An 11,088-nucleotide genomic window follows, 5' to 3' on the forward strand; every position below is an offset into this window, starting at 1 on the left:
CCCCGGCGAACCACCCATGACGGCCCCATTCCCCCTCAAGCGTGAGGACATGTCGATAAACACCCTTCACGCCCCCAAAGCCCCAGACCCCCCTTCCGTACCACCACACCGCAGCCGCCCCAAGGGAAGGAGCGTTCCGGGCGCACACCCCTCTCCGCCCGCCCCCCTTCCCTTCATCGAACATACGTACGAAAATAGAACCATGGCCACCATCGACCGGCGCTCCGCCACCCTGGCCCTCGCGCACGCGCTGTCGGCCGCCGAGCGCGGGCTCCCCGTGATCCCCCTGTCCCGCACCAAGCTCCCCGCCCTGCCCTCGCCGCACCGGCACACGTACGAACCGTTCCTGTGCCGGGGCGAGTGCGGGCGCCCGGGGCACGGCGTTCACGACGCCACGAGCGATCCCGCCGCCGTCCGCGCGCTCTTCGCCGCCGCGCCCTGGGCCACCGGTTACGGCATCGCGTGCGGCCGGCCCCCGCACCACCTCATCGGCGTGGACCTGGACACGAAGGGCGATACGGACTCCACAGCGGCCCTCACGCACCTGGCCCTGCGGCACCTCTTCACGATCCCGGAGACCGTCGTCGTACTGACCCCGAGCGGTGGCCGCCACCTCTGGCTGACCGGCCCGCCCGGCGTCACCGTCCCCAATTCCGCGAGCCGCCTCGCGCCGGGCATCGACATCCGGGGCGCCGGCGGGTACCTCGTGGGCCCCGGCTCGCTCACCGCCCACGGCGTCTACCGCACCGCGCCCGGCACCGCCCACCTCGCGCCGGCCCCGTGCCCGGGCGCGCTGCTCCGCCTCCTCGCACCCCACGCCCGCGCCCAGGCCCAGCACGGGCGTTCCGCGGACGGGCACTCCGCGGACGGACGCGGAAGCGGTCACGGGCTGGTCCAGTTCGTACGGGCGGCGCACGAGGGTCAGCGCAACACCCGCCTGTTCTGGGCGGCTTGCCGCGCGTACGAGAACGGAATCGGCGACTCCCTCGCGGACGCCCTGGCAGCGGCAGCGGTCCAGGCCGGGCTCTCCGAACGGGAAGCCCGCACCACCATCGCCTCCGCGGCCCGCCTCTCGGGCCTCGGCACCCGCAGCAGGTGAACCCCCGCCCCCATGGACACGGACGGCTCGTACGAACTCCCGGATTCAGGCGGCTCCTTCCGGCACAGGCTCACGCCACCCGTTCAGCAACGCACCAGGCACACCAGTCACCTGCTTGGCGAAGGTCCACATCTTCCTTGAAGTGGTTCAGCAAGAGAGCTCGCTTGTGGGTGGCGCAGAACATCGCATAGGCGTTGACGTCCTTGTGCCGCAGGTAGAGGTACCCGTGCCGCTTGTGCACGTCCCCGTCGTAGAGCACTTCCCATCCCGGAAGCTCTTCGCAGGCGCGGAGTGAGGAACGTGCACGGCCGAGGCCGGGTGTGATGGGAAGAGTCATGCCTTGATGCTAGGGACGGCGTGGAGGAACCGAACGAGGTGAGCGCGCCCCACCGCCCGGCCCGCCGACATCAGCACGGTCGTGCACAACCCTGGCGAACGCAGAAGGGGTGTCTCTCGGTAGGAGACACCCCTTCTGACCTGTGACCACGTTGAGCTGGGCGGTGGGTGTGGGATTTGAACCCACGGTGACATCGCTGCCACGACGGTTTTCAAGACCGTCACGCCCTTAGCCTCCGCAGCGCTTTGACCTGTAGTGATATGCGGCCAGGCAGCTCAACTCCCAATCGTGGCCCATACATGGCCCACAGCCCTCGCCGGGGCGAGACCCACGGAGCAAGCTGGTGGGTGACACGGGCTCCTTAACAGAATGTTCGGGTCATGATCGGTGCAGCACTCTCCTGACACTCTCCTCAGCACCGGGGGAAAGAACCTCTAGCAGGCGTTCGTCAATCGCGGGGCCTACCTCGATCACGAGCGCGGAGCCCCCCTGTTCTCCGGAGATCAACAGGCTGTCTGGGTCGCGCTCCTCGTCAACAACTGCGCTGGCGAAGCTCTGCACGGGCGCGCCTGTGCCGGGCATTTGGCCTGTTGACTCGAGGAGGCCTTCTACTTTCTGGGCGCATTCCTGGGTGAACACCGTCAGAACACGCTGATCGGCCCTGCTAGTGATTCCGATTCTGATGGCCGAGCCTGATCGCTGTGCAGCTGCGTGCACTCGATCGGCTCCGCTCTCGCTCGGATCCCACCTGCCAACAGAACAGTCAACCATGGGGGGCACCTCACGTCCGCTGTAGCGTTCAAGCCGTGATTCCACGCTATCTCCGGTCGCGCCTACCCTGCATGTCGGCAGGGCCGGCCGATGTGTTTAGCAGGCAGCAACTAGGCGGTCTGCCCTATCAGGCTGGTAAAGCGGTGACATAAGCCGCTTCAGCGCGGCCACGTCATTCCCGCAGGGTGGCCTTTTTTTCGCCAGCAGACGACTCCCCTTCGGCGCGGCGATCGCCATTCATGTAGGCCCGCTTTGCTCGATGCCAAGCGGCGAAGATCTCTGGAAGCTGTTCAAGAAGTCCACGTACCACAAAAAGGAAAATGGTCAGCACTCCGGACGCTGCCAGCAGCCAAAGAATAACTTGAGACTCCACCCGTTCGACACCTTTTCATGAGAGGTCGGCTGGGCCCACGGGCCGTCCGACGCGCCAGAAAGTTTTTTGAACACAAGCGCTCGCGTCAAATCAAGTGCATCGACGCTCGGTCAGCATGCCTCGCTCTTCTGGCAGAAGGCGTAAGAAATTCGTTCGAGTCCAATTCATGACGCAGGCGTACAGCCGTTGCGCCCGGCATGACAGTGCCTTACAGTTCTTGCCAATTCCTTACGGCGGCGAGGAGAGACATGCATCATCAGGTCGGTCTCGTGAAGGCCCTGCAACGCCTCCACCGGTTGAGCGGGGAGCCCAGCACGCGGGAGATTTCTCGGCGCACACACGGAGCCTTGAGTCACACCACTGTCAGCCAGACCTTGCGAGGCGAACAGCTGCCCTCATGGCGCTCAGTGGAATTGGTCGCGACTGCGCTACAGGGCGACAGGGAAGAGTTCAGAGCGCTGTGGATTGCGGCGAGGGACGCACAAGAGAACCGCGAAGGCCCTCCGACAGGCGCAGCAAAAGAAAATAGTCGGTTCGTTGCCCCGAGCGGGGCGATTTACTCCCATGTAGCCGCAGTCATTAATAGGGCGCGGCTAACAGAGAAGGAACACGGGAAAAAAGAGGCCGTTTCACTCCTTGAGGCATGGCAGGCCAAAAGCCCCGCCAGCTCGGCTGTCCTTTTAGAACTAGCACGACTCGTTGGGATTGAGGAGATTGAAAGGGGCAGGTATGGCGATCTACTCGAAGCGGCCATCGAGGACGATGACCCCGAGACTCCTGGAGCAGCAATGTGGCTCGCCTTCCAGTGTGAAAGGAGAGGAAATAAGTCTAGGTACCTGTTCTTCCTAATGGCGGCGTTGCGCATGGCGCCCAATAATGCGCGCGCACTTTGTGCGCTTGGCAGCTATTACGAAAATGAACACGACCTCGAAAAGTCGGCGTTCTTCTTTCGTCGAGCCTTCGAGATAGAGCCCATTTCGGCGTACATATATCCGGCCGTTGATGTTTTTTGCATGCTCGGCCTTCCGAAGGAGGCGGCACACGAATCTGTCAGGACGCGTACGCTAAAGATAAACATTCCGACGTGGTCGGTAGCTGGGCAAGGGCTCTAGTAGCCATGGGAGCAGTGGACGAAGCTGTACGCATTCTGCGAGAGCATGCGGTATCTGAACCGGGCGAGTCCGATTACACACTGATCGAACTTGGGCAAATCCTGAGCCAAGCAAAACGCCTGGAGGAGGCGAAGAAGGTCTACGACCAAGCCTTGAGTGGAACCACCAGCACCTGGATTCGGGATTATGCACTGGCTGGGCTCGCCTATATTGGTTTGACGGAAGGAAGGGAAGAGGAAGCGTCTTCATCGCTAGCTCTTTTGCTTGACGAAAGTCGTGAGACCTAGGCGCGTTCCACGGCGCGCACCGGCAACTGGTGCGTACGATCCGATGCGGCAAGTCACTTGTGGTGGAGCGAGTGATCACGGCCCGTTACGCTAGCCGCGATTCGGGCAGGCTCCCAGCTTGCCCGCAATAGCCCGCATCGGGGCCAGCATCCTCAAGGCCGCCCGTGGCCGCCTTGCAGCCGGGGAGCCGGCCACCCCAGCCCCAGAGGGTCTCCCATCCATCACCCGAGTACGCCGAGCGCCGCTTGGCGTGGCCGGCCGCTGGCGAAGACCGGGCGGCTGACCACGCCGAGGAGCGGTGCACCCCCGCCGTGCGGGGGGCTTGATGAAGTAGCGAAAGTTCTACCGCGCTCGGGCCCGGGCGGGCCGGCTACCCCGTCGCGATAGGCCGCCAACACGCTTTCCAAGTCTGTTGGCGCAGGTCAGAGCCGTATTCGCGAGCGTTCACCTGAGTTCAGGGCCGTTCTCCGAACGCAGGACATGTGTAGCGCGTACTGCCCTGAACGCCGACGTACGGAGATGAATGAGACGGAAACTGAGACGGAGCAGCCCTGAGGGAGGGGCAAGAGGGATGCGCTACCTGTTTGCCTGCGAGAGCCAACTGGCCAAGCGGCGGATCGTCTCCTCATCCGCGTCCTCGATCAAGCAGGTGACAGCAGCGGCATCCTCCGGTCCGGTGATTGCTACGCCCGCGCCTGCGAGAGCGGAAGTCAGCACCTGGTGCCGGCGGTCCAAGAGGCGCTCTTCGCGCGCGCTGCGCTGCCGCGCCTCGGCCGGTGCCTCGCGGGAGAGGATCGCCCCAGGACCGGGGGCACGTGAGTCGAGGTGTTCCCAATCGTTGCCATCGGTCGATGGACCCCAGATCTCCACCAGCGGAGCGTCCCCGCGAGCTTGTACCGTCGCGATCATCTCAGCAGCGGCGCGGTCGACTGGCTCTCGGGAGGGTGCTTCGGCGGCGACTTTCCACTCCCCGTCGGCCCGATAGAAAGCCGCCACGTACCGTGGCCGCCCCTCAGGCGGTGTCGACATACGCAGACCTGACCCCATGGCGGACTCCTCAAACGACGAGTAGGTGCATCGAGCCTAGCTGGGAAACTGACTTACCGTCAGATGGTGAGTGCTCCTGATTCGGAGCCGAGAGAGGCTGCGTGGAAGGAACCCGCTTGCTGGTCTGGCCCGAGCGCCTTCGCGATCCCCTCTATGATCTCCGCTGGACTGGTGTCGTACCTGGGGGATCGATGGACATCTTGGGCCAACTCGTCACTATCGCCGCTGTGTTGCTGGGTGGGTTAGCGACGCATTTCACGAACCATCGGATGGAGCGTCAGCGAACGCAGTACACCATGCTGACCAGGTGGGATGAGCGGAAACTTGACGCCTACGCGGATTACATCGACCGGGTGCGGACCTGCATTTACGCCTCGGTGCTCCTCTACGAGGTCAGGAACGACATGCGCAGCATGGACCGAAGCGAACGAGACCTAGCTGTGGCGCTGGCCGACGCCGAGGGAAGCCGCGGGCGCGCCTTCGAGCGGGTCATGCTGCTCGCGGAGGATGGCGTCATTGACGCAGCCCACCGGCTGAACGCTGCGGCCCACGCCATCGACTGGCGGGCTAGGGGGACGACCGTGGGGACGCTGGATGAGTGGCGTGAGCTGCACAAGACCGCGTTTCAGGCGATCAACAACTTCCATGAGGCAGCGCGTGACGACCTCGGGGTAAGTGGAAACTTCCACGGGGAAGATCACGGTGCGCGGGATCTCATCCTCCCGCGCACTCGGCGTGAGGCCGAGTCGTGATCAGCCCATGTAGAAACGCCAGCCTTCAAGGCTCGCCAAAACCGACGCGCGCGCTTCGATGACGGTCATTCTCGCGTCGCGCTCACCCTGGCTCACGTGTGCCGCCTGATTCGTCACCTGGCCGGGCCACTTCCGGTACAGCAACCCCGTCTCAGCCGTGAACCAGCCACGGCTCACGGCATTCAGGGCGAGCAATAGTCCGGTGTCTTCCGAGGCCGGAAGAGCCATCCATCCGCCCAGTGCAAGTAGGAGGTCTCTCCGCATGAACAGCGTCGCCGGGTGGACCTGTGCGCGGTAGTCATGAGCCTTCCAGTGGTCCAGCACCGCCCCTCGGTCGATGACTCCTTCCGGAGGGTCCTGATCGAACCCGAGCGTGGAGCCATCCGGCAAGTAGTCGAGAACGCGGGACGTTGCCCAGCTCACGCCCGGATTGCTGAGCAGTGCCATCAGATCTCTCGCGAGAGAGCCTGGGGTCAACATGTCGTCAGCATCAAGAACCTTCACGTAGTCGCCCTGCGCGCGCGAAAGCCCGATAGTGCGCGCCATGGCAGCGCGGCCGGCGCGCCCTTGGTCGAACTTCACGCGGGGGTCATTGGGGACGTACGGCAAAACGTCGTCTGTTTCCCCGTCCTGCTGGATCACCCACTCCCACTCCCAGCCCTCTGGGAGGTCTTGCGCGAGCAGGGACTTGTAGGCATCGGGCAGGTACTGCGCGCCAGGGCCGTGAACTGCCGTGATGACGGTGACGAGCTTGGACATGGTCACCACCTTTCCAGTGGGGTGGTAAAGATCAATTCCGTACGGTCGCCGGGCAAGGTCACTTCGGATACCTCCACTACGCGATCATCCGTATCGATCGAAGTCTTACGCAGTACCAGCACCGCCACACCGCCTTGGAGGCCAAGTTCCTCGGTCTCTTCAAAGGTGGGAGGGCGCGCGGTGACGTGCTCCACGATCCGGTCCAGCTCGATGCCGATGGTGTGCAACTGGTTTTGCGTTCCGCCGGGCCACGGCTCCTTCGAGGGATCGAGCAGATCCGGATTGCTCGCGATCCTGTCGTAGACGAGGTAGGAGTGCGCAACGTTGAAGGGCGCTTCTTCATCTCGGTGGTGCGTGCGGTAGACGCGTTCCAGTAGACGAGTGCCAACAGGAACGCCGAAGCACTCCGCCAGACCCTCGCTTGCCTCTGTCTCACGGTAGTCGGCACGAAATACCAGGTCCGAGATGGTCAGCCCCGTGTCGTGCTCCGTGGCCCCCGTCTCCATTCGCTCTTGTGCCGACAGCCGTGCACGGTCCTTCTCCCACTGATGCCGGCCGTTGTCCCGCTGTACGAGCTGGCGCGGCTTCCGTACGAAGTTGCCCACTCCGTGCTTCTTGTCGATCAGCCCCTCGGTGAGCAGGAGCGCAAGCGCATCGCGCATGGTCGGCAGACTCGTCTTGTACTCCTTGGCGAGCAAGGTCTCGGCAGGCAGACGCTGCCCAGGCTGGAGCTCACCTGCACGGATCCGCGCCCGAAGGTCGTCTGCGATCCGCTCGTATTGCTTCGCCATGTGGAGCTCACCATCCCTGGTTGTTGACCGTCTCAGCATAAGTCCTCAAGAGGAGTTGACGAGCGCTCCCGAGTCCGCCATAGTCATGGCAACTCCTCAAGAGGAGTTGAGGACAGGACCTCTTATGGAGTGCTTCTGTCTCTCACTTTATGCCCGCCTGCACCGGCGGAGCTGCACAAACCCGTAGTGCCTGCACCAGCCGGAAGCCCCGGGAAGGCGACGTTGTCGCTCGCCGACGGGCTGGGAGGGCTTGCTCCTTGAGAACTGAACAGAGTGCTGAGAACGAGTGATTTTGGCTGCTGGTGTCTCCGTCGTCGGAGACACCAGCAGCGATGACCACTCGTCTTCGACGAGCGGTCGCCGTGGCCCGGTTTCTGGGGCGCGGCTCGCTCAAGCACGTACCTGCCGGGCGGTTGGCCTCTCGCCAAGAAGACCGCAACCGCCCGGCTCCGTCCCTCGCGAAACAGGAGATCAGCAATGACTGAGCGCACCTTCCTTTCCCTGTCCACCGGCCCGATCGTTCTCGGGCTGGACCTGCCGATGGGCAGCGTCACCGTTCAGGTCCTGAGCAACATCAGCACCGCCAGCGTGGTGCTGCGCACGGACGACGAGTCGGGGCCGGCCGCTGACGCGGTGAACGGGAGCCGCAGCAACCAGGACGGCCAGGCCCTGGCCGTGAAGGTCCCCGAGATCCCCGGCAACGTGATGACGCAGAGCGTCAGCGGTCGGCGGGTCGTCCAGCACGCGGGCACCGTCAACGGATCGGTCACGGGCGTCACGATCATCAACAGCCGCGTCGTCACCGGAGGCGGCAACGCGGGCATGGTCACGGTGAGCCCGATTGAGGCCCGCGTGATGCTTCCGGTGGGGTCCGACCTCGCCGTGGTCTCCATGTCCTCCGACGCCCGGGTGTACGGGCACGTCGAACGTATGGAGTTCCGGTCCGTCTCCGGTGATCTGGCAATCGACGGGGCCCGCGAGCTGAAGGCGTCCACCACCTCCGGTGACGTGGCCGTGGGCAGCCTGACCGAGCGGCTGACGGTCCGCTCGGTGTCCGGCGACATCACCCTCTACGGGTACGCCGGGGCCGAGGCGGACCTGACCACCACGTCCGGCGACATCGACGTGAGGGCCCAGGGCCGGGCGTCGGGCGATCTGCGCGCTCACAGCGTGTCCGGGGACGTGAGCGTGAGCGGTTCGGGCCTGCTGCGGGTCGACGCCCGCAGCGTCTCGGGCCGGGTGCGCACCCGCTGAACCACCCCGTATTTCCCTCCCCGCCGGGGCGGCTGCCTCTCGCCAAAGACCGAGGCCGCCCCGGCTCCCTTCGCTTTCGAGGAGAGCAATCACCATGCGTACGTACATCGGCAATCACCAGGTGCTGAATGCGATCGAGTTCGAGGAGCTGGCGCTTGGCTTCGACGAGCTGCCGCTGGGCCTGGACCGTGACCTGTTCCGTGGCCCGCTCACCCCCGAATCGCCCGAGGATCGGGCGGCCCGTGAAGCGGTGGCCCGGGAGGTCATTGCGGAGTTGGCCGCCCAGGGCGAGGGCGGTGACGAGATCGCTGCGTGGGACGCGCTCTACGCCGACGCGCTGACCCGCACGGTGCCGTTCCTGCGCGCCGCCCGCGCCGCCGGCCGCACCGCCCAGGCCGGGGAGGTGGCGGCATGAGCCAGACCCTGACCGCTGTGGCCGCCGCCTTGCCGCTCGCGGCCGGATGGTCCGTGCACAGCCTGCGGCTGCGTCGCCGGATCGAGCAGGCGCGCCGCGATCCGCTGACGAGCCTGATGCGCCGTGAGGCGTTCGAGGCCCGCGCCGGGCGCGATCTGCGCAAGGGCCTCACGTCTGTGGTGGTCATCGACCTCGACGGCTTCAAGGCCCTGAACGACGCCCACGGTCACGCGGCCGGTGATGTCGGGCTGGTCATTGTCGCCGCGCGCCTGAACGACTGGGCGATCCGCATGGGTGGATGCGCGGCAAGGCTGGGCGGGGACGAGTTCGCCGCCGTGGTCATGGCCGCGCACCACGTGGATCTGATGTCGGCTCTGGAGGACCTGCACGAGACGCTGTGCGAGCCGTTCACCTTCGACGGTAAGCGGGTGGAGCTGGGCGCTTCCATCGGCGCCATCCGCAACGACGGTGACTTGGCCGGCACTCTGCCCGCGCTCATGCGCCGGGCGGATGAGGCGATGTACACGGCGAAGGTATCCGGGGGCGGCTGGTACGTCGCTGAAGGACTCACCCCCATGCGCAACACGGTCAACAACCGCCGCGAGGGCCGTTCGGGCACCGGCTGGGAGGTGGCGTGATGAACCGCTTCACCACTCCCCAGAAGCTGCTGGTAGCCGCTCTGGTCGCCGTGGTCGCCATGGCGTTCCGCGTCTCGTGGAACGCCCAGCACGACGTAGCCAAGGCAGTCGGCGCCGACGCAACCGCCGCCTTGCTCTACCCGTTCGTGGTCGATGGGCTGATGGCACTGGCGCTGATCGCCACCCTGACGCTCACCGGCAAGGACAAGAACTTCGCGCTGATGGTGCTGGCCGGTTACACGGTCGCTTCCCTAGTTCTCAACTACGTGCACGGGCTGGTGCCCGCCTTGCACGTCGGGGGAGGGCGGCTGCGGCTGGCCGACTGGGCACCCGCCCACTGGGTGCTCGTGCTGCTGGCGACCTCGCTGCCAGTCGGGGCCATCTTCTTCGGCTCCGACCTCGTGGCGAAGGTGCTGCACCACCGACCAAGCCAGATCGCAAACCAGGATGAAACGCAGGAGGTCACCGCAAATCGGTTGGGGTCTGACCTGCAAGGGTTGGCCCCCGCACAGGTGCCCGCCATGGCTGAGGTGCCCGTGCTCCAGTCGGCCGACGTGGAGCCGGACCCCGAGCCGGTTGCCCCGACTCCGGCCGCTGTCGAGGCGGGCGAGCCGGTAGCGGTCGCGGAGCCGACTGAGTCGGTTCCGGTGAAGGCGGTCGCCGCTGTGGCGCACGCACCGCGTCGGGCGACCGGTCGGGTACCGCAGTCGGCTCGCACGTCCCGGCCGACCCGGACCGCCGACCAACTGCTGAGCGAGGCCCGCGAGGCTACGGCGGACTGGTCGGATAGCGAGCTGACGGCCGACGCGATCCGTAAGGCGGTTCGTACGTCGTCCGCCAACGGCCGGATGCTCCGCGACACGCTCAAGGCTGAACGCGCCGAGGGCGGCGGCACTGAAGCGACGGCCGCGTGATGGCCAGCCGTCTCCACGACCCGGACGGCAACCGCTACGGCATCCCTACCTTCCCCTGGCGGATGGCTCCCGAGGACTACGCCACCCGCCGCCAGCTCCGCGCCCGCGGCTTACGCCCGGGCGGCCAGGACGTCGCCGCACAGGTCCTGTGGTACTCGCGCCGCTACTGGCGCAAGGGCAAGAGCCCGATCCGGGTCGCCTACCTGTACCGCATCGACCACGCCAAACCGGTACGACCGATGACCCCCGCGAAGTGGGCGGCACTGGCCAAGGCGAACGCCGCACAGCAGGTCTGCCCCGAGTGCCGGCGCGATGCCGGATACCGCATCCCGACCTCACTCGGCATGTGCGTGGCCTGCACCGACGCACCCCAAATCGCTGCCTGAACGCGCAGCGGGGCCCGGACGGTCGGCCGACGAAAGCGCCGTCCGGGCCCCTTCCAGTCCCACTCGACAGAGGGAGCAGACCCACCGTGTCTGATATCCACGTCACTGACCAGTCAGAGGAGCTTGAGCGTCCTGACGCCGAGGTCTTCGACA

Annotated in this window: 14 protein-coding genes; 9 read left to right on the forward strand and 5 right to left on the reverse strand. The window is 65.7% G+C overall.

Going from position 1 to position 11,088, the window contains the following annotated elements; genetic code table 11:
• Nucleotides 1-202: 202 nt before the first annotated feature.
• On the forward strand, nucleotides 203-1,099 hold the full coding sequence (locus AC07FK_RS30535; protein ID WP_479108168.1) for a bifunctional DNA primase/polymerase: 897 nt from the start codon (nucleotides 203-205) through the stop codon (nucleotides 1,097-1,099).
• Nucleotides 1,100-1,169: 70 nt separating this feature from the next.
• On the opposite strand, the gene AC07FK_RS30540 is transcribed toward AC07FK_RS30535, so the two are convergent.
• The gene (locus AC07FK_RS30540; protein WP_479108169.1) at nucleotides 1,170-1,436 is read right to left on the reverse strand and encodes a hypothetical protein; all 267 of its coding nucleotides are present in this window, start codon (nucleotides 1,434-1,436) and stop codon (nucleotides 1,170-1,172) included.
• A 943-nt stretch (nucleotides 1,437-2,379) separates the two neighbouring features.
• A complete protein-coding gene (locus AC07FK_RS30545; RefSeq protein ID WP_479108170.1) occupies nucleotides 2,380-2,580 on the reverse strand; it encodes a hypothetical protein in 201 nt (66 codons plus the stop codon).
• A gap of 407 nt (nucleotides 2,581-2,987) precedes the next feature.
• Here AC07FK_RS30545 and AC07FK_RS30550 point away from each other — a divergent pair, with 407 nt between their 5' ends.
• Nucleotides 2,988-3,692: a hypothetical protein gene (locus AC07FK_RS30550; RefSeq protein ID WP_479108171.1), complete on the forward strand. Its 705-nt coding sequence runs from the start codon at nucleotides 2,988-2,990 to the stop codon at nucleotides 3,690-3,692.
• A 5-nt stretch (nucleotides 3,693-3,697) separates the two neighbouring features.
• Nucleotides 3,698-3,979, forward strand: a complete 282-nt coding sequence (locus tag AC07FK_RS30555) for a hypothetical protein (RefSeq protein ID WP_479108172.1) — start codon at nucleotides 3,698-3,700, stop codon at nucleotides 3,977-3,979.
• A 576-nt stretch (nucleotides 3,980-4,555) separates the two neighbouring features.
• On the opposite strand, the gene AC07FK_RS30560 is transcribed toward AC07FK_RS30555, so the two are convergent.
• Nucleotides 4,556-4,849, reverse strand: a complete 294-nt coding sequence (locus tag AC07FK_RS30560; RefSeq protein ID WP_479108173.1) for a hypothetical protein — start codon at nucleotides 4,847-4,849, stop codon at nucleotides 4,556-4,558.
• Nucleotides 4,850-5,142: 293 nt separating this feature from the next.
• Here AC07FK_RS30560 and AC07FK_RS30565 point away from each other — a divergent pair, with 293 nt between their 5' ends.
• The gene (locus tag AC07FK_RS30565; protein ID WP_479108174.1) at nucleotides 5,143-5,778 is read left to right on the forward strand and encodes a hypothetical protein; all 636 of its coding nucleotides are present in this window, start codon (nucleotides 5,143-5,145) and stop codon (nucleotides 5,776-5,778) included.
• Here AC07FK_RS30565 and AC07FK_RS30570 read toward each other — a convergent pair whose 3' ends face one another.
• Together AC07FK_RS30570 and AC07FK_RS30575 are read right to left on the reverse strand one after the other, a co-directional pair.
• On the reverse strand, nucleotides 5,779-6,537 hold the full coding sequence (locus tag AC07FK_RS30570) for a glycosyltransferase family 2 protein (protein ID WP_479108175.1): 759 nt from the start codon (nucleotides 6,535-6,537) through the stop codon (nucleotides 5,779-5,781).
• Nucleotides 6,538-6,539: 2 nt separating this feature from the next.
• Nucleotides 6,540-7,328, reverse strand: coding sequence for a GntR family transcriptional regulator (locus AC07FK_RS30575; protein WP_479108176.1), 789 nt, complete (start codon nucleotides 7,326-7,328; stop codon nucleotides 6,540-6,542).
• A gap of 477 nt (nucleotides 7,329-7,805) precedes the next feature.
• Between AC07FK_RS30575 and AC07FK_RS30580 the strand changes: the two genes are divergently transcribed.
• The 5 genes from AC07FK_RS30580 (at nucleotide 7,806) to AC07FK_RS30600 (ending at nucleotide 10,935) form a co-directional block, all read left to right on the forward strand.
• Nucleotides 7,806-8,582, forward strand: a complete 777-nt coding sequence (locus tag AC07FK_RS30580) for a DUF4097 family beta strand repeat-containing protein (RefSeq protein ID WP_479108177.1) — start codon at nucleotides 7,806-7,808, stop codon at nucleotides 8,580-8,582.
• Nucleotides 8,583-8,676: 94 nt separating this feature from the next.
• Nucleotides 8,677-8,997: a hypothetical protein gene (locus AC07FK_RS30585; protein WP_479108178.1), complete on the forward strand. Its 321-nt coding sequence runs from the start codon at nucleotides 8,677-8,679 to the stop codon at nucleotides 8,995-8,997.
• 17 nt (nucleotides 8,998-9,014) lie between these two features.
• Nucleotides 9,015-9,635: a GGDEF domain-containing protein gene (locus tag AC07FK_RS30590; RefSeq protein ID WP_479108179.1), complete on the forward strand. Its 621-nt coding sequence runs from the start codon at nucleotides 9,015-9,017 to the stop codon at nucleotides 9,633-9,635.
• On the forward strand, nucleotides 9,635-10,549 hold the full coding sequence (locus AC07FK_RS30595; protein WP_479108180.1) for a DUF2637 domain-containing protein: 915 nt from the start codon (nucleotides 9,635-9,637) through the stop codon (nucleotides 10,547-10,549). Before AC07FK_RS30590 ends, AC07FK_RS30595 begins: the two co-directional genes overlap by 1 nt.
• On the forward strand, nucleotides 10,549-10,935 hold the full coding sequence (locus AC07FK_RS30600) for an RRQRL motif-containing zinc-binding protein (protein ID WP_479108182.1): 387 nt from the start codon (nucleotides 10,549-10,551) through the stop codon (nucleotides 10,933-10,935). The genes AC07FK_RS30595 and AC07FK_RS30600 overlap by 1 nt, the downstream gene beginning before the upstream one ends.
• Nucleotides 10,936-11,088: the final 153 nt, after the last annotated feature.

Source organism: Streptomyces sp. NPDC046122 (genome assembly GCF_056429965.1).